Source organism: Winogradskyella sp. PC D3.3, from assembly GCF_054366245.1.
Genome location: NZ_CM135962.1, coordinates 3,169,693 through 3,188,567 on the forward strand (window position 1 = coordinate 3,169,693; position 18,875 = coordinate 3,188,567).

At 32.6% G+C, this 18,875-nt stretch carries 17 protein-coding genes and 1 other RNA gene; 9 read left to right on the top strand and 9 right to left on the bottom strand.

Annotated features, from left to right (window positions below; all coding sequences use genetic code 11):
• Positions 1–17: 17 nt before the first annotated feature.
• The 3 genes from ACXGSQ_RS13950 to ffs form a co-directional block, all read right to left on the bottom strand.
• Positions 18–431, bottom strand: coding sequence for a hypothetical protein (locus tag ACXGSQ_RS13950; RefSeq protein WP_458626764.1), 414 nt, complete (start codon positions 429–431; stop codon positions 18–20).
• Positions 432–476: 45 nt separating this feature from the next.
• Positions 477–1,280: an SDR family oxidoreductase gene (locus tag ACXGSQ_RS13955; protein ID WP_458626765.1), complete on the bottom strand. Its 804-nt coding sequence runs from the start codon at positions 1,278–1,280 to the stop codon at positions 477–479.
• A 144-nt stretch (positions 1,281–1,424) separates the two neighbouring features.
• Positions 1,425–1,523: signal recognition particle sRNA small type (gene ffs / locus ACXGSQ_RS13960), an RNA gene on the bottom strand.
• Between the two features lie 98 nt (positions 1,524–1,621).
• On the opposite strand from ffs, the gene ACXGSQ_RS13965 reads away from it, so the two are divergent.
• The 4 genes from ACXGSQ_RS13965 (at position 1,622) to ACXGSQ_RS13980 (ending at position 5,796) form a co-directional block, all read left to right on the top strand.
• Complete coding sequence (locus ACXGSQ_RS13965) at positions 1,622–2,650, top strand: glutaminyl-peptide cyclotransferase (RefSeq protein ID WP_458626766.1); 1,029 nt, start codon at positions 1,622–1,624, stop codon at positions 2,648–2,650.
• A 44-nt stretch (positions 2,651–2,694) separates the two neighbouring features.
• The gene (locus ACXGSQ_RS13970) at positions 2,695–3,048 is read left to right on the top strand and encodes an acyl-CoA thioesterase (RefSeq protein WP_458626767.1); all 354 of its coding nucleotides are present in this window, start codon (positions 2,695–2,697) and stop codon (positions 3,046–3,048) included.
• 132 nt (positions 3,049–3,180) lie between these two features.
• Positions 3,181–3,945: a hypothetical protein gene (locus tag ACXGSQ_RS13975; RefSeq protein ID WP_458626768.1), complete on the top strand. Its 765-nt coding sequence runs from the start codon at positions 3,181–3,183 to the stop codon at positions 3,943–3,945.
• Between the two features lie 273 nt (positions 3,946–4,218).
• Complete coding sequence (locus tag ACXGSQ_RS13980; RefSeq protein WP_458626769.1) at positions 4,219–5,796, top strand: right-handed parallel beta-helix repeat-containing protein; 1,578 nt, start codon at positions 4,219–4,221, stop codon at positions 5,794–5,796.
• A 907-nt stretch (positions 5,797–6,703) separates the two neighbouring features.
• On the opposite strand, the gene yajC is transcribed toward ACXGSQ_RS13980, so the two are convergent.
• The 4 genes from yajC to ACXGSQ_RS14000 form a co-directional block, all read right to left on the bottom strand.
• Positions 6,704–6,994 carry a preprotein translocase subunit YajC gene (yajC, locus tag ACXGSQ_RS13985; RefSeq protein ID WP_458626770.1) on the bottom strand — a complete coding sequence of 97 codons (291 nt, stop codon included), beginning with the start codon at positions 6,992–6,994 and terminating at the stop codon, positions 6,704–6,706.
• A 24-nt stretch (positions 6,995–7,018) separates the two neighbouring features.
• Positions 7,019–7,594, bottom strand: coding sequence for a DUF1573 domain-containing protein (locus ACXGSQ_RS13990; protein WP_458626771.1), 576 nt, complete (start codon positions 7,592–7,594; stop codon positions 7,019–7,021).
• A 189-nt stretch (positions 7,595–7,783) separates the two neighbouring features.
• Entirely contained in the window at positions 7,784–8,728 is a 945-nt protein-coding gene (nusB, locus tag ACXGSQ_RS13995) for a transcription antitermination factor NusB (RefSeq protein ID WP_458626772.1), read from the bottom strand.
• A 107-nt stretch (positions 8,729–8,835) separates the two neighbouring features.
• Positions 8,836–9,939: a Glu/Leu/Phe/Val family dehydrogenase gene (locus tag ACXGSQ_RS14000; RefSeq protein ID WP_458626773.1), complete on the bottom strand. Its 1,104-nt coding sequence runs from the start codon at positions 9,937–9,939 to the stop codon at positions 8,836–8,838.
• Between the two features lie 130 nt (positions 9,940–10,069).
• Here ACXGSQ_RS14000 and ACXGSQ_RS14005 point away from each other — a divergent pair, with 130 nt between their 5' ends.
• The 3 genes from ACXGSQ_RS14005 (at position 10,070) to ACXGSQ_RS14015 (ending at position 14,873) form a co-directional block, all read left to right on the top strand.
• Positions 10,070–11,824 carry an ABC transporter ATP-binding protein gene (locus ACXGSQ_RS14005; protein ID WP_458626774.1) on the top strand — a complete coding sequence of 585 codons (1,755 nt, stop codon included), beginning with the start codon at positions 10,070–10,072 and terminating at the stop codon, positions 11,822–11,824.
• 65 nt (positions 11,825–11,889) lie between these two features.
• The gene (locus ACXGSQ_RS14010) at positions 11,890–12,279 is read left to right on the top strand and encodes a PUR family DNA/RNA-binding protein (RefSeq protein ID WP_458626775.1); all 390 of its coding nucleotides are present in this window, start codon (positions 11,890–11,892) and stop codon (positions 12,277–12,279) included.
• A gap of 86 nt (positions 12,280–12,365) precedes the next feature.
• Positions 12,366–14,873: a M14 metallopeptidase family protein gene (locus ACXGSQ_RS14015; RefSeq protein WP_458626776.1), complete on the top strand. Its 2,508-nt coding sequence runs from the start codon at positions 12,366–12,368 to the stop codon at positions 14,871–14,873.
• A 99-nt stretch (positions 14,874–14,972) separates the two neighbouring features.
• On the opposite strand, the gene ACXGSQ_RS14020 is transcribed toward ACXGSQ_RS14015, so the two are convergent.
• On the bottom strand, positions 14,973–15,308 hold the full coding sequence (locus tag ACXGSQ_RS14020) for a tRNA-binding protein (protein ID WP_458626777.1): 336 nt from the start codon (positions 15,306–15,308) through the stop codon (positions 14,973–14,975).
• A gap of 42 nt (positions 15,309–15,350) precedes the next feature.
• Between ACXGSQ_RS14020 and ACXGSQ_RS14025 the strand changes: the two genes are divergently transcribed.
• Together ACXGSQ_RS14025 and ACXGSQ_RS14030 are read left to right on the top strand one after the other, a co-directional pair.
• Entirely contained in the window at positions 15,351–15,905 is a 555-nt protein-coding gene (locus ACXGSQ_RS14025) for a thioredoxin family protein (protein WP_458626778.1), read from the top strand.
• A 76-nt stretch (positions 15,906–15,981) separates the two neighbouring features.
• Complete coding sequence (locus ACXGSQ_RS14030) at positions 15,982–16,515, top strand: hypothetical protein (RefSeq protein ID WP_458626779.1); 534 nt, start codon at positions 15,982–15,984, stop codon at positions 16,513–16,515.
• 191 nt (positions 16,516–16,706) lie between these two features.
• On the opposite strand, the gene ACXGSQ_RS14035 is transcribed toward ACXGSQ_RS14030, so the two are convergent.
• Complete coding sequence (locus ACXGSQ_RS14035) at positions 16,707–18,683, bottom strand: thiol-activated cytolysin family protein (RefSeq protein ID WP_458626780.1); 1,977 nt, start codon at positions 18,681–18,683, stop codon at positions 16,707–16,709.
• Between the last annotated feature and the right edge of the window lie 192 nt (positions 18,684–18,875).

Consider the following 18,875-nt stretch of genomic DNA (forward strand, 5'->3'; position numbering starts at 1 on the left):
TATATTAACAAAAGATTCTAATTGATGATTATCGTAAACGCTTTAGATGTAGAATACGCACACAAAGAATCTTCATATTGTCCAGAATCTTCATCATAATATTCTGGTGGGTCGACATAAAGACGTATAGTAAAAGTAAATGTCCCAGCGGTCTGAGGGGTCCCTTCTATAGAGAGCGTTCTAAAATTAGTAAAGGTTTCCAAACCATCGGGTAAGTCGCCATAGATTTCATAGGTATAGCCATAATCATCATCGCGAGGCTCATTTTTTATTTCTGAAGTTAAGCCTTCATAATAATAGGTATTAACAAAACCAACATGAAACGATGTATTAGGAATCTCTGGTCGTTTATTAATGATGCACTCTATAATATCCTCACAACTGAGCAATAAAAAACACACCACCAAAAGTAGAAATTTTAAACCTTTCATAAACGTTCTTGTGCTATGTTACACCTAAAATAACTTACCAACACATTACAATTTATAATGATTCATCAATAGCTTCTCGTAAGCTGAATCAGGAAGAATTCGTTTTAAAACTATTGAGAATTTCTGCATAAAGGCACCTACTTTATAATGGATTTTCGGATTTTTAGTCTGAATGATTTTAAATATCGCTTCTGCCATTTGCTGCGGATCACTTCCACTATCCACGTGCTCATCCATCATACTTAACGTTTTTCCATAAGTCGCTTTATATGGAGAATCCTCTAAGGCCGGAGCATGATAACGACCAGCCGCAATATTGGTGGCAAAATCTCCAGGAGCTACATTCGTCATATTGATATTAAACCCCTTCAACTCCATTCTAAAGGCTTCCGTAACTAGCTCCAATGCTCCTTTACTAGCACTATAAATACCTCTATATGGCAGTCCCATATAACCTGCAATAGACGTCACGTTAATAATTAAACCCGATTTCTGTTGGCGCATAGTTGGCAACACAGCCTTAATCATATTTATTGGACCAAATAAATTGGTTTCAAAATTGCGCTTTATTTCTATATCAGGAATCTCTTCTATCGGACCAGTAATACCTGCACCTGCATTATTTAAGAGTACATCTATTCGAGATTCGTGGGTTAGGATTTCTGCTACACAATTAGAAATCGTTTCTGGCTTTGTAACATCTAAAGCTACAATAGGAAATTTACTATTAGGATACCTATCAGGATTCCTACTTGTGCCATAAACGTTAAATCCTTTGGTTTGAAGAAATTCACCAACAGCTTTTCCTATTCCTGAAGAACCACCTGTTATTAATACAACTTTAGACATACTGTTTTATAAATTATAATATCGAAAATACAACTTCTGAAATTAGTAGCTCTTATAATAGTAAACTAACCTCAATTAGAACTTCTCTAAACTGAAAAAATCTCGATGCGCCGAGGCGTTCAAGATTTGAGTTTAGGGTACAAAAAAAGGCAAGCTACCTACATCACACCGCTACGACCATTTACCTTTGCTGCGTTCCCGCCCTGGAGGATTCAACAGGAGCTGGTTGTGTAGGACTTGCCAGGTGCAAAGATACAATCTTTTAATACTTTCGCAATAATTTATAGAGATTTTTAAACTGAATTTTATTTAATAACTTGCTAAAAATTCAAACAGTCCTTATGCACATTTCTAAATATTTCATTCTCTTAGCTTTAAGCTTATTTTTATCCAATTGTGGTGATACAAATGCTTCAAAACAATCTAGTTTATCTATAAATACTTCGGTAAAATCTTTAATGTTTGGTGATACATTGAAACTTTCAATCAATAATCCAAAACAATTAGAGCTTACTAAAGTGAGTTATCAGTTAAATGGCAAACCCATTGAAAACAATACCGTTTTAAACCAGGTAACTTTAGGTGAAAAAGAAATTACAGCCACCGTCAATTGGGGAGATAAAACAGAAACGCTATCAAAATCAATTCAAATTTTTAATAATAGTATTCCTTCTTATTACAAATACGAGGTTGTAAATACATATCCTCATGATATTACGTCTTACACCCAAGGATTAGAATTTTATAATGGTGAACTATATGAAAGTACTGGTCAGCGTGGAGAATCGAAACTTAGAAAAGTAAATTTTGAAACTGGAGAAGTCTTAAAAAATATCCATTTAGAAAATCAATATTTTGGTGAAGGCTTAACGGTTTTGAATGATAAAATATATCAACTTACATGGCAGGCCAAACGTGGATTTATTTACGACGTTAATACTTTTGAAAAGTTAAGCACCTTTAATTATGGAACAAGCAAAGAAGGTTGGGGCATTTGTAATGACGGAAAAACACTTTATAAATCCGACGGTACAGAAAAAATATATTTATTAAACCCTGAAAACCTAAATGAAAAAGGACATATTGAGGTCTATACAGAAAAAGGTAAAATCCCTAATTTAAATGAACTCGAGTGGATTGACGGAAAGATTTTTGCCAACATTTACCAGAAAAATGGAGTTGCCATTATCAATCCAAAAACAGGTGGTGTCGAAGGTGTAATTGATTTTAAACCTTTAAGAAAACTAGTAACTCAACATCCTGAATTAGACGTCCTAAACGGAATTGCATACCATCCAGAACGCCAAACCATTTTTGTAACAGGAAAAAATTGGGACAAACTTTTTGAGGTTAGAATAATGAAACAATAATAGCACTGTGCAGACATTCGAAAAAACCATTACCGTTACAAAAGATGACATCGATGATCTGTAACCATGTAAACAATGTACGCTATGTACAATGGGTTCAAGATATTGCTAAGGATCACTGGTTGGCTTATGCCACAAAAGATATTTTAGAAGCCTACTCTTGGTTTTTGGTCAATCATTTTATTGAATATAAAAATCAGGCATTATTAGGGGATAAATTACTTTTAAAAACTTATGTGCCAAAAATTGAAGCCGTTTCTACCACAAGACATGTAGAAATCATCAATGCTAAAACCAATCAATTAATAGTGAAGTCTAAGGCAAAATGGTGCTTAATAGACAATAAAACACAGCGACCTACGCGTATCATTCCTGAAATTGCTGAGTTATTTAATTAGATTACACCTTCATTTTTCTTCTTTACAATCTTTTAAAACAGAGGATTAACATTTATTTAGGTTAAAGTTTGTTTAACGTTGGGTTAATTGTAATTTGAATCTCTTTACTTTATCGCATCAATCAAATCAACCATGCGTCAATTCATCATTCTCATCTTTTTGTTAGCCTTGCCCTTGGGGTTAAATGCCCAAGTTTTAAAAGGTAAAGTTTATAATTCTACAACAACCATAGAAAACATAAAAGTCTTTAATGACACTCAAAACCGATTAACTGCGACCAATAAAAATGGAGATTTTAGTATTAATGCCAAAGTGAATGACACCATTTTATTTGAGTCTTTATTTTACCATCCAAAAGCTGTGATACTTAAAGACATTCATTTTAATGGTGTTGCCGTTTTCGAACTCAAAGAAATACTCACAGAACTCGATGAAGTTGAAATAAAAGCAGCACCAGAAGAACTTGTGTTTGTCGAAGAAACTTATAATATTGAACTTAAAAATTTAATTCAAACAGATATAAAAAATCATCCCGAAAAATATGCTCCTTTAGGAAACAATCAGGGTGTAGATTTTATTTACTTGGCTCGCAAGTTAGTTGATTTATTAAAGTCAAAAAAACCAAAAACACTTGAAGAAACAACTATTACCTACGAAAGCCTTAAACTACTAATTGAAAAAAGTTCTTTTTTTAATAGTCAACTATTAATCGAAAACCTTAAAATCCCTGAAGAACATAAATATCTTTTTTTAGAGTTTTGTGCTGCTAAACAATTAAGCTCAGCATTACTTAAAGATGAAAATAAGATGGCATTACTCGAAGAATTAGTAACAAATAGTCAGCTCTTTTTAATTTTGTTAGAGGAATATGGAGAGGAGCCACTAACTAAGGATTAATTTATTCTAATCAGTAGATTCTAGCGTCAGTTCGATTGAAATTGCGTTTTCGCAATTTTTTATCGAGAACTGACGAGCCATTGTTGGTGTTTTTTACCAACAATTTTATATCCAACATCATCTAATTGAAAACTGTTGGTAAAAAAACACTTACAGTGGTAAAGTGGATTCCTGTCTTCACAGGAATGACAAGCATTATATAATTATTGCTTAACTATAATAAATCCTAACTTCAAAAGTTATATTTTTAAGCCTTAATTATATTTATCACTTATGAAGCGATTGCTATCATTTTTACTTTGTTTTGGAATCTTACTATTTTGGAGTTCTTGTCGTAACGATTTTGAATTTACACCAAGTAAAGGAAATCTTGAGTTTGCCCAAGACACCATTTATTTAGATACTGTTTTTACAAACATTGGTTCTAGCACCTACAATCTTAAAGTATATAATCGCAGTGATGATGATATTGTGATTCCGACCATACAATTTGAAAATGGTCTGAGTTCTCGTTACAGAATGAATATTGATGGCACCACAGGATTAGAAGGCGCGCAAGAAGGTAAATTCTTTGAAGATGTTGAATTATTAGCTAACGATAGTTTATTTATTTTCATTGAAACCACAATCGATATTACAACTTTAGGAGCCTTAGATAATCAATTTTTATATACCGATAAAATCCTTTTTGATGCAGGAAGCAATCAACAAGATGTAGATGTTGTCACTTTAGTTAAAGATGCTGTTTTTATCTATCCGAGTAAAGATGATGAAACTGGTATTATTGAAACCTTAAGTTTTGATGTCGATGGAGATGGTACACCAGACGAAACCACATTACAAGGTCGTTATCTTGCGGATGATGAATTAACGTTTACCAACGATAAACCATATGTCATTTATGGTTATGCTGGTGTTGGAGCTGGTAAAACCTTAACCATGGAAGCTGGTGCGAGAGTTCATTTTCATGCGGATTCTGGAATTATAGTGACCAATAATGGATCACTTCAAATTAATGGAGAATTAAGTGATAACCAAGACGTTTTAGAAAACGAAGTCATTTTAGAAGGTGATCGTTTAGAACCACTTTACGAAGATATTCCTGGTCAATGGGGAACGATTTGGTTGTATAGTGGCAGTGAAAACAACTCCATTAATTACGCGACTATAAAAAATGCAACCATAGGCGTATTATCTGAAGGAGATCAAAATGCGCCAAACGATAAATTAACCATTAGGAATTCTCAAATTTATAATGTCAGTAGTTTTGGAATTTTAGGACGTGCAACCTCTATTAAAGCAGAAAATGTAGTGATTAATAATGCTGGCCAATCCTCATTTGCTGGCACGTATGGTGGAAAATATAATTTCACACATTGTACGATTGCTAATTATTGGAATAACAGTTTTAGACAATACCCTGCCCTACTTATAAATGATTTTATAGTGGATGAAAACAATGCCGTTTTTACAAACGATTTAACGGAAGCCAATTTCAATAACTGTATTATTTATGGTAATGATAATCCTGAGTTTTTATTAGAAAATGAAGGCGATATCTTTAATTATAAATTTACTAACTGCTTATTACGATTCGATAATGACAATCTTGAAGGGAATGGTAACTATGATTTTGACGATGAAATATTTTATATAGGCAACGTATTTAATCAACAACCAGAATTTGAAGATGCTTTTGAGAATAGGATGCGTATTGGTGATGATTCTGCAGCAGATGGCATCGGACTTTCAACTTTTGCGACTCAAGTTCCTAATGATATATTAAATGTGAGTAGAACAGTTTCGCCAGATGCTGGTGCTTATCAAAGTATAGATTTTGACGAAGACTAATTATTTTGACTAAGAAACGTGTAAAACTCTTAAAACGTGTTTCATTAGTTACACTAATTCTTGGATTGGTAGTGGTACATTTTTTTTCACCTCGACTTATTTCAGAAATTAGAAATCCTGTCGTTGGCTTAATAAAACGAAATAAAAATGTTAACATCAACGTAACTTCCACTAATGCGTCAAAATTAAATCAAAAAGAATTCGTTTTTAATTCGTTTGATAGCCTTAAACTATCTGCTCTATTAACCTATTCGTAGAGTTTAGATACAACCAAAGGAACGGTTATTCTCTTGCATGGCATTCGCTCTAACAAAAATCACTTTATAGAATTAAGTAAATTTTTATCTGTCAACCGATTTAACTCCGTAGCATTAGATTCTAGAGCTCATGGGAAAAGTGAAGGAAACTTTTGCCCTTTTGAGGTCAATGAAATCCATGATAACGTCGTCTATACAATTTGGAAAAACAATGATTAATTATGTAATAAAATCGATTTTGAAAAGGCTAGCCCCTCCTACTTTCCATTTTTAAACCAACTTAACGGTAATGATTGGGTTATCGCAGATTTAAGAAATGTTAAAAATAAAACAGGATTCTTTAATCGACTTTTTGGAAGCTAGAACAATGACTAGCTCAATTCAAATAAAAAAGGAGCCTGGTACACACTAACCATATAAAACTCAATCATCAGTTTTCAGAAGCGCTAAGTATTTTGCATAGCATAATTACGAGTACAAAACTCAAAGAAACTATAAAATGAAGCCTATCAACCTACGGCTTAAATGGTAAAACTCGTTTTTGAATTTGGTTTCATCACAGTGACTTTCAATAATAACATTGATAGAAACAAAAAAAAACTGCTCAAATTAATGAACAGTCTTTTTAATAATTTATAATACAACTCAATCTATTTTACAACAGCTGGTGCATTTAATTTATTACTCATTTCCATAGAAATTGCAGAACGATCAAATTTGATTTTTCCTGCTAATGTTTCAATAACACAACTGTTATCTTTATCATTTAATTCTACAACTTTTCCGTGCATACCACTTTTAGTAATAACACGAGTACCACGCTTTAATTCGCTGGCAAACTTTTTTTCTTGTTTAGAACGTTTCATTTGTGGTGCAATCATAAAGAAATACATCACTGCAAAAATTGCGATAAACGGTAAAAATGATCCTATTGCGTCCATTCAGTAATTATAAGTAATTATTTATTAATCGTGGTTATGTCCTTCGTGACCTGGTTGCGTAGAGTATTTTCTTGGCGCAGCAGCTCCATTATCTGTAGCTAAAGGATTAACAGCTTTTGTTGTTGACTTCGCTGCGTTAGTAGCTGCAGGTGCATTTGGATCTTTCTCTACAAATGCCGTAATTCTTACAGGTATTTTACCTTTTTCAGTATTTGTAGTCATCGTTAAAGATTTTGTAACTTTACCATTACCTTTTCCATTAAATCTAACGGTAAATTCACCGGTTTCACCTGGTTGAACTTCTTTAGTATAATTTGAAGGAACTGTACATCCACAAGTACTTTTAATATCACTAACAACTAACATAGAGTTACCTGTATTTGTATACTTAAAGACTGTTTCTACCGGAGTACCATTTGCAATCGTACCAAAATCGTGTTCTGTCTTATCTAAAGTTAAAACGGCAAAATCTCCTGCATTGGCATCTCTTTCTGCAGCAACAGCAACATTTTCAGATTTAATTTTACTCGCAGCATCATCTTTACAAGATGTAAACGCTATCATGCATAATGCACTAAGTCCTAAAATTACTTTTTTCATTATTTTATATTTTTGTTAAAATTTGGTTCAGAATACGAAGTTAATCATTATTTTAAGGATTTAAAATTTTTAAGTTCTTGTTAACATATTTTAATAGGAAATAACCGTCTAAGTAACTACGATTCAACTTGGTTATTTGACCTAAACCATAGTTTTCTATAAAATATGATTTTTATGACATATCATAAATTACATTAAACCTCTTCCTGCTTTAGGATGAATATTTTCAGATTGATATTCCTTAACTATTTTATCTAAGATTCCGTTAATAAACAAACTACTTTTTGGTGTTGAATATTCCTTAGCAATTTCTAAATATTCGTTAATTGTAACTTTATGAGGAATAGAAGGGAATTTTTGAAATTCACATAGTGCCATTTTCAACAATACACCATCTAAGCTTGCTAAACGTTCAGAATCCCAATTCGTAGTTTTCTTACTGATCTCTTCTGCAAATTTAGAACTGTTTAAAAATGTCTTTTTAAATAATTCAATTGCAAATTCCTTATCATCATCATCTTTATACAAACTTGGTAACAAGGCCGTTTCTGGAGACGTTAATTTCAGCTTACGTAATACTTTTAACATGGCTGTATTTACAACAGGTAAATCATCAACCCATGTAATCTTTTTATCTTCAAAGAAATCGTAAAGCTTCTCGTTTGGTGCGATAATCTCTGTAAATACATCGATTACAAAATTTTTATCTTTCTTAAAACTCGGTTCAGTATCTGCTGTGTAAGCCTTATAAATATCACTTTTCAAAATAGCTTTAAAAAGAATGTCTACATATTCGAAATCTAAATCCCAAAAATTCAACTTCTTATTGGCTATTGCTTCTTGCAACATAGTATTGCTACTAATAAGATGTAACAGTTGATTTTCTTGAAACTTTAAATCAGGATTTTTATCTGCATCAGTACCTAAGAGTTTATTTTGCAGTTTTTCGTTATGATTCTTGCTTTTTTTGTGCAACTCAGTGAGCAACGCTAAAAGCGATAAATATAAATCATACATACTATCTAAACTGTGTAACAAAAACTTTTGTTCTTTTATTAGATCATCACTCTCGTGACCTTTAAAAGCATACATAGATTGCATGGCTTTAATTCTGATATGTCTTCGGTTTAACATGTGTAAGAACTTACTTTTAGTATGGGTTATTAAAAAAGGTGAACCTAGTTAAGATTCACCTTGCAAAAATACTATTATTTAATTTTTATATTAGAATATAATTCAGACTATTTTAAGTTTTCTCTTTTACGCGTTTCAATACGTTCTCTAGCAACATTTAAAGCCGCGTTATGCGTCGTAATATTATTAACTTTCGCGTTATCTAAAATTTCAAGAGTGGTATTGTAAATATTCTCAGTCTTACGAATAATTTCTTGTCGACCATAATTCTCTAATTCTGCATAAACGTTGATAATTCCACCGGCATTAATTAAAAAATCTGGAGCATAGACAATACCACGTTCTTTTAAAATTAAACCATGACTACGCTCTTCTGCTAATTGATTATTTGCAGCTCCAGCAATCACTTTGGCTTTCAACTTATAAATTGTCTCGTCATTTATTGTTGCACCTAAAGCACAAGGGGCGTAAATATCCATGTCTTCACTGTAAATATCCTTTCCACCATAAATGGTAACACCGTATTTACTACGAACTTCTTCTAAACGCTCTTGACTAATATCTGCAATCGTTACATTAGCTCCTTCGTTTACCAAATGTTCTACAAGGGCTTCACCAACATTACCAATACCTTGCACATATATATTTTTATCTTCTAAAACGTCTGACCCAAATTTAAATTTGGCTGCCGCTTTCATTCCCATAAAAACACCATAAGCAGTAATTGGTGACGGATTTCCCGCTCCACCTTTACTTTCTGAAATTCCGGTAACATATGGAGTCACTTCTCTCACGGTATCCATATCTTCAGTTGTCATCCCCACATCTTCTGCCGTGATGTAACGACCACTTAAAGAATGTACAAATTCTCCAAAACGGCGCATTAATTCTGGTGTTTTTTGTGTTTTGGCATCTCCGATAATAACGGCTTTACCGCCACCAAGGTTTAATCCAGTAATAGCAGATTTAAAAGTCATTCCGCGAGACAAACGTAATACGTCATTAAGGGCTTCCCACTCATTAGCATAATTCCACATTCTAGTACCACCTAATGCTGGACCTAAAACTGTATTATGAATACCAATTATAGCTTTTAAACCAGTATCTTTGTCGTTGCAAAAAACAATTTGTTCATGATTATCAAAAGAATGTTGTCCAAAAACTGGATCCATTTTTTTTAATTCCTTTGAAGATATAATTTCTGAAGTCATGTATGTATATTTTTGGGCGTTTTATTTTTTTCTAAAAACAGCACGCAAAAGTAAATTATAATTAAAGGATTAGCAAAATATTAACTATTAAATACGATTATCACAATACTTTTGACCTACTAAGTACAGTATGAAGGCACTAAAACATCTCAATAAATACTTTATAAAATATAAATATCGTCTTATTATAGGAATCCTTATTACTATAGTAGCCAAGGTATTTGCACTTTTTACACCACGATTAGTCGGTGCATCTATAAACGTTGTGTCCGACCGATTAGACGGAAAAATTTCAGAAGAAATTTTTAGAAGCGAGCTAATGATTAACATTCTCTACCTCGTAGGTGCTGCAGTTGTAGCCGGAATTTTCACGTTTTTAATGCGTCAAACCATTATTAATGTGTCGCGTTATATAGAGTTTGATCTTAAAAATGAAATCTATCAACACTACCAAGTATTGTCTTTAAAGTTTTATAAATCCAATAGAACTGGAGATTTAATGAATCGGATAAGTGAAGATGTTGGTAAAGTAAGAATGTATGTCGGACCAGCTATAATGTATACCATCAATACCATTACGTTATTTGCTGTTGCCATCATTTACATGATTGATAGATCGCCTACTCTAACCTTATATACCTTATTACCGCTTCCCTTTCTTTCGGTAGCCATTTATAAATTAAGTCGCTTAATTAATAAACGTAGTACCATTGTACAACAATCCTTATCCACCCTGTCAACATATTCACAAGAAACATTTAGTGGTATTTCGGTTATTAAGTCTTACGGTATTGAACCTAGAACAAATAAGGCGTTTGAAAAACTTTCGGCAGAAAACCGACAAAAACAAATCAACCTAACCAAAGTACAAGCCTTATTTTTTCCAATGATGATTTTATTAATTGGAATCAGTAACTTGATTGTTATATATATTGGCGGTATGCAATATATGGATGGCGAAATTGAACAAATTGGAACCATCGCAGAGTTTATTATTTATGTTAACATGCTAACTTGGCCTGTTGCTACTGTAGGTTGGGTAACGTCTTTAATACAACAAGCTGAAGCTTCACAAGAACGTATTAATGAATTCTTAAATACAGAACCAGACATTAAAAACACAGCCACTGAGTTAACGCCAATTAAAGGAGATATAGAATTTAAAAATGTATCCTTTGTCTATCCTGACACTAATATTGAAGCTTTAAAAGACATAAGCTTTAAGTTAAATTCGGGTGAAACCTTAGCCATACTTGGAAAAACAGGTTCTGGTAAATCGACCATACTAGATTTAATTGGCCGCTTATATGACATCGATAAAGGCACTATTCTAATTGACAATACTAATATTAAAGATTTAAATCTTTTAAGTTTAAGACAGAGTATTGGTTATGTACCACAAGATGCGTTTTTGTTTTCAGATAGTATAAAAAACAATATAAAATTTGGAAAAGAAGACGCTACAGACGAAGAGGTTATAGATGCTGCAAAAAATGCAAAAGTGCATAAAAACATTGTAGGCTTTAACAAAGGCTACGATACGGTTTTAGGCGAACGTGGTATTACTTTATCTGGTGGTCAAAAACAACGGGTCTCAATAGCAAGAGCCATAATTAAAAAGCCCGAAATTTTATTATTTGACGATTGTTTGTCTGCTGTTGATACAGAGACGGAAGAAAAAATCTTAAAGAACCTCGTAAAAATCACAGAAGGCAAAACTACAATTATCGTAAGCCATCGTGTATCTTCTGCTAAGAATGCAGATAAAATTATTGTTTTAGACGACGGAATTGTTATAGAGTCAGGAAATCATGAAAGCCTTATAAATAAGGATGGTTACTATAAGGAATTATACAACAAACAGCACTCTGAAAAAGAAATGTGATTATTTGTTGCTTAGGTTACTTTTTTTTTAGATTTTTGGATTGAAACTAAAAAATAGATTGAGTTATGAGTGATTATGAAATGATGGACAAAGAAGAAATATATTCGAAAGTATTACGTGCAGGAAGAAGAACATATTTCTTTGATGTTAGAGCTACAAAAGCTGGTGATTATTATTTAACGGTTACAGAAAGTAAAAAATTCACCAACGACGATGGTTCGTTCCATTATAAAAAGCATAAAATCTACTTATATAAAGAAGATTTTACTGAATTTAAAGAGATCTTAGCAGAAATGACAGATTATATCATTAACGAAAAAGGTCAAGAAGTGATTAGCGAACGTCATCAAAAAGACTTTAAACGCGAAGATGATTTTGTTACTCAAGAGGCTAAAACAACTGAAGATATTCAAAGTACAGATAGCTTTACCAACATCAGTTTCGACGATATTTAAAAACAGCTTCGGTTAAATAATAACAAACCTTGACAACTATTGTCAAGGTTTTTTTTATTTTTAAGGTCTAACCAACCTTCAATGCTATGCAACGCATCCTTCTACTCTTTATTCTAGCGACTTCAACATTGTTGTCTCAGTCACAAACTGAATTATCCTATTATTTACCACAAAACGTAACTTTAAACCCAAACATACCTACACCAGAGCGTGTCTTAGGCCACCAAGTTGGAGAATGGCACGTTACCCATGATAAGCTAGTGGAATACATGAAAGCTTTAGCGAATGCTTCAGATAGAATTACACTAGAGGATAGAGGCAAAACCTTTGAAGACAGACCTTTGCTCCTACTAACCATTACAGCATCTGAAAATCATAAGCATATAAAAGCAATTCAATCCGCTCATATTGAAGCTACCGAATCAAATTCTGCTAATTCAGAAAATAGACCTATTGTCGTTTACCAAGGGTTTTCAATTCATGGCAATGAACCTAGTGGCTCAAATGCAGCATTGTTAGTTGCCTATTATTTGGCTGCTGCAGAAGGAACTGAAATAGATAATTTATTAAAAAACACTATAATCCTATTGGATCCTTCATTAAATCCAGATGGTTTACAGCGCTTCGCTTATTGGGCAAATTCTAATAAAAACATTAACCTAAACCCAGACCCAAACGATAGAGAATACAGTGAAGTTTGGCCTGGAGGACGTACCAATCATTACTGGTTTGATATGAACAGAGATTGGCTGCCTGTGCAATTACCAGAATCTAGAGCGCGCATTGAAACCTTTCATAATTGGATGCCTAATATTTTAACGGATCATCATGAAATGGGCACCAATGCAAGTTTCTTTTTTCAACCTGGAATTCCATCGCGTACACATCCCTTAACACCGCAATTAAACCAAGACCTCACTAAAGGTATTGCAACATACCACGCAAAGGCTTTAGATAAAATTGGCTCTTTATACTATTCTGAAGAAAGTTTTGATGATTTCTACTACGGTAAAGGCTCTACTTTTCCAGATATTAATGGAGGTATTGGCATTTTGTTTGAACAAGCCAGCTCTCGTGGGCATGTTCAGGAAAGTGAAAATGGTTTATTAACCTTTCCTTTTACTATAAAAAATCAATTTACAGCGGCTTTATCAACACTTGCAGCAGCCAATGGAATGCGAAAAGATATTTTAGACTACCAGCATAACTTTTTTAAAAATGCAAGAAATGAAGCCTCTAAAGAAGGTAAAAATGCAATTGTGTTTGGAGACGAGAAAGATGCGGCAAAAACATATCATTTAGCCGAAATATTAAAACGTCATCGTATTACCTTTTACGACTTAAAATCTGATTTTTCAAAAGACGGAAAAACCTACAAAAAAGGCTACAGTTATATTGTCCCTAAAAATCAAAAGAACACAAGGTTAATTAATGCCATGTTTGAAAAACGAACTACGTTTCAAGACAGTTTGTTTTATGATATTTCGGCTTGGACATTCCCTTTGGCCTTCAATTTAGATTATACAGAAACCACAATAACTAATGTCGCAAATGAAGTTACCAATTTAAAACAGCAAGTCGGTGGTGTTAGTTCTCAAAGTGACTATGCCTATTTATTTGAATGGCACGAGTACTATTCTCCTAAACTTCTAAATGCCATTTTAAAGAAAGGTTTACGCGCAAAAGTTGCCATGAAACAGTTTAAAGCTAATGGAAAATCTTATGACTATGGAACAATTATGATTCCTGCGAAAAACCAAGATTTAACGACGGCTGAAATCTATAATTTCTTAAATGAAGCGGCACGAGAAAGCCACATAAAAATAGATGTGGTTGCAACAGGTTTAAACGATGGCATAGACTTAGGCAGCCGAAATTTCAGCAACTTAGAATTACCTAAAATTGCTCTTTTAGTTGGAGAAGGAATGACTTCTTATGACGCTGGAGAAATCTGGCATTTATTCGATACGCGTTATGACATTATTGCGACAAAATTAGACACTAAAAATTTTAGCAGAGCCGATTTAAGTCGTTATAATACCATTATAATGGTCAACTCTTATTCAGGATTAAACGATAGTAATACAAACAAATTACAATCATGGATTAGTAATGGTGGGACTTTAGTGGCTTATAAAAATGCGTTAAAATGGTTGAATACTAAAAAATTAATGACAATTGATTTTAAAAAGAATAAGCATACCGCAAAAAACATTAGTTATGAGCAGCGCAGTGATTTTAGAGGTGCACAAGTTATTGGAGGTGCTATTTTTGAAACCCAATTAGATCGCTCTCACCCTATTAATTTTGGCTATAAAAATGATAAACTGCCAATGTTTAGAAATTCAACCTTATTTATAAATGAAGATAAAAACAGTTACAACAACCCTATTCAATATACTAAGAATCCATTATTAAGTGGCTATATTTCTGAAGAAAATCTAGATAGTATTAGTAAAACCGTGCCGTTAAAAATTGGAAAAATGGGAAGAGGAAACATTGTTGCTTTTACAGACAACACTAATTTTAGAGCGTTTTGGTATGGAACTAATAAATTATTAATGAATGCTATTTTCTTTAGAGAAGAGATGTAGGCTTTAGTGATTGGTGATTGGTGATGGTTAAAAATAATATTTTCCTGATGTCTTATGTTTTCATATTTAAACTTTAAGTCTTTGAAACATATAAATTCATTACGACACCTGTACTCCATTCCTAACTTTAGTTTCAGGATGCAATAAAAACACATCATCTGCTTTTACAGCCCCCACAACCAAGCATTCACTCATAAAATTAGCAATTTGCTTTTTAGGAAAATTCACTACAGCCAAAATTTGACGATGTAATAAATCTTCTTTATTATACTGTGTTGTAATTTGTGCAGAAGACTTCTTAATCCCTAATGTACCAAAATCTATGGTTAATTGATACGCCGGACGATGAGCTTTTGGGAAATCGTTCACCTCGATAATAGTCCCAACACGCAAATCTACTTTTGTAAAGTCTTCAAATGTTATTATCTTTTCCATATATTCTAATAAACCTCTAATTCAATACAAATATATAAAATAATGGCTCGTACAGAATCTAACATGCTACCTCTTGGTACTAAAGCACCTGATTTTACTCTTATAGACACAAAAGATCATACAAAAAAATCACTCAACGAACTAAAAGGCACAACTGGAACTTTAGTCTGTTTTATATGTAACCACTGCCCTTTTGTAATCCATGTGAGTTCTGAGTTGGCACAATTGGCTAAAGACTATATTTCAAAAGGCATCAACTGCATCGCTATTTCTAGCAACGATGTAAAAAATTATCCACAAGATCGGCCAGAGTTAATGACTCAAAATGCCATAGATAACGATTATATTTTCCCGTATTTATATGACCAAACACAAGAAGTTGCCAAAGCATACGACGCTGCATGCACACCTGACTTCTTCTTATTTGACGCCGATTTAAAGTTAGTTTATACAGGACAATTAGATGATTCTAGACCAGGAAATGGAATACCAGTAACAGGAAAAGATATTAGAGCAGCCATGAATGCATTAATTAACAAAGAACCCGTAAACCCTAACCAAAAACCTAGTATGGGTTGTAATATAAAGTGGCTATAAGACAACAGGCCTACCCTTACCCCGAGAATAATAGGATATGTTTATGTTATACAACAACTCTATGACCTCAAAATTAATGACGTCAAAAACAGAAAAGATAAAAATTCAATTTAAAAATAAAGATGTAACAGCTCATAAATTGACAGTAACATCGGAAATTCCAATTGATTTAAAATCCGCTTGGATAGAAGTTAATAAAAGTGCTACGCTTGAATTTGTGTCTAAAGGAAAAATATATTTCATTCCAACGGATGGAGAATTTCCAGAAACATGGAAAGAAGGAATGACCTTAACCACAAAAATGAAGGCCTATGGGTTTATACCTTTTGGTGGACTTCATACCATATATTTTGCCAATATAGATGATGATACTAATTGTTTAGAAACTAAAGAAAATGATAGTTTTGCAAAAGTTTGGAATCATAAAATATCAATAAAACCAATCGACAAAAACACTATTTATTATGAAGACGAAGTTATTATTTACGGTGGATTTTTAACAGTATTTATTTCTTGGTGGGCTAAATCCTTTTATCAACATAGACAAAATCGATGGCAGATTTTAGCTAAGAAAAACAAGTTAAACGTAAGTAAAAGCACAATCTTTTAATAGAAATTAGGTGATAAAAATTATTACTTTTAAGAATATTAACATTTCAACTTTTTATTATAAAATTATTTATAACAGATTTTAAATTCAATAAAAGAGGTCGTCTATAAAGTTAGTTTAGACGACCTCTTTTAAATAAGGTAATAGGATTACAAATGCAATCTTTATGTTTTACTTATTCTTAAATAATATCAATCAATCAATTCAAATCGAAGGAAAAGAAATGCTTTTTCCCTTAAATCACCTTTATTCCTAGCTCTAAAAACAGCATCTAAATAGGTTTCACCTGTAGCACTAACCACAATCTTGGTCATGGCTGTATATTCATTTTCAAAATTATTATAATCTCCAGACAATTGGCTGTCTTTTCCATAATTCTCGCTAAATTCAGCTTGACTTATACCTTGAAGTTCTGCTAACACGAAATGTATTGGTATTTTCTGTGTCATTCCAAAATCGTTATTCATTAAAATATCTTTAGACGAATATTCTTTTACCCAAGTTTCCACTTCAAACTTGGCATTCTCGTCATTTGCTTCTTCAGGGCTAATTTCAAAAACTACTGAATTCATAATATTTTTCAAATTCTTTCTGTTTTTACTTGAATTCATCGCTACATGAATTTGATCATTCATATTGCCGCATGCTAATGCTATGGATCCAGGCCAAGACTTAGTTCCTGCTACTTTACAAGGAGTTTTCTTTTTAAAGGTCTTATAAAGTACATTACCAAACTTAGATTTAACTTTATTATTTGCAGTATACTTAATATGCTGCATTACCGCATAATCAGCTATACCATCATTATCTTTGGTGTTTTTTCCTTCTATTTCCAAAAGGGTCACCTTTAGTTTAAGATTTTTTTTAGGTACACAATCTCTATCCTTTTGCTCGAATACAGAACTTATTTTTAACTGCTCACCTTTAAGATTATTTACTTTATAAGAAATAGGCAATGCTAATAGACCATTTCCTGCTTCGGCCTCTACCCATTTATCAAAGCCTATCTTCATATCATTCTCCTGAACTGAACGTGCCGCAACACTAGAACTACCTCCATAAAAGAAAACACGAGTTTCAGATGAACTATCACGATTTATAGATTTTACAAATCCCTGGATATCACCTTTGCTTAATCCATAATTAGCTGAAACCTGCATTTCAGCTTTAATTTCACTCATGCTTTTATTAGTTTTAATCATCATAAGACCTTTTCTTCCATAGGTCACTTCTGAAACATAAGCCAATTGACCGGCATCACTAGGTGTATTTATAAATTTAACAGTATTCGGGTCAGCCGCAACATTGTACATGTTTTGTGTGAACTTTATTAAATAGTAATAACTGTTACTATAATTGCTTCCAGACACTCCAAACTTTGCCGAAACCATAGCCCCATAACTATAAGAACCTGTCACCGCATACTGAAGTTCTTTCTCTGAATTGATTTCTATAATTTCAAAACTCATATTCGCTGGTATGGTCTTGGAATTCAATTTTCCTGTTAAATTCCCCAAAGCATTATTAATACCACTTATATTCTGAGGATCCTCAACACTAACTGATAAATTATCTAATCCTGAGATTGCAGACGTATTAATAAGATAAACAGTCATAGGGTCTCTTGGCTCTGTATTAATAGTATTCCTTCCATCTAAAATAGACTGATAATTAATTACTACTCCTGGTTTTATAAATGGAGGAATGCTCGATTCTGTAAAATAACTAAAATCAGATGTTGTGATATTTAGAGTTTTGGTTGTTACAAAGCAATTATTTGCATCTTTCACAGGTTTTGACTCACTTACATTAATTTGGTTTGTTGCATTTGTATAGCTAGCTTCAAGTTTTGTATGGTCACTTCGATCTCTTGTATCACTGACATCTACTTTTTTTAAACCACTTACATATTCAAACAATCCCGGAGTTAGTATTGGCTTTTTTATCAATTTCACAGGTATAGTATTCACCTTTACTGGTGTTACAATATTAATTGGCTTCGTTTTGGGTACATTCTTTATTTCCCTTATTTTCCAACTTTTGTTTTTCTCAACTTTTTCTGTTTTAGTTTTACTTGCTTCTTGTTTTTTTGTCGTTTTTTGTGCAAATGAAGGCATTGACATTAGCAAGAAGAAAAATGCTCCTACACATAACATTGTTTTTTTCATAATTAATAATTTTCTGATTATTGGTTTCTTTTTTAAATGGACTAGTCTTGTAACGTATATTGATTTTTTCTGTAAAAAGATTATTTGTTTTTTTATCTCCATTAGGTAATTTGCATAACTTCCAAAAGCCAATACACTTAAAAAATGCGGAGTATTATAAATGTTCTTTTCATTCCGTTATTCTCAAATTTG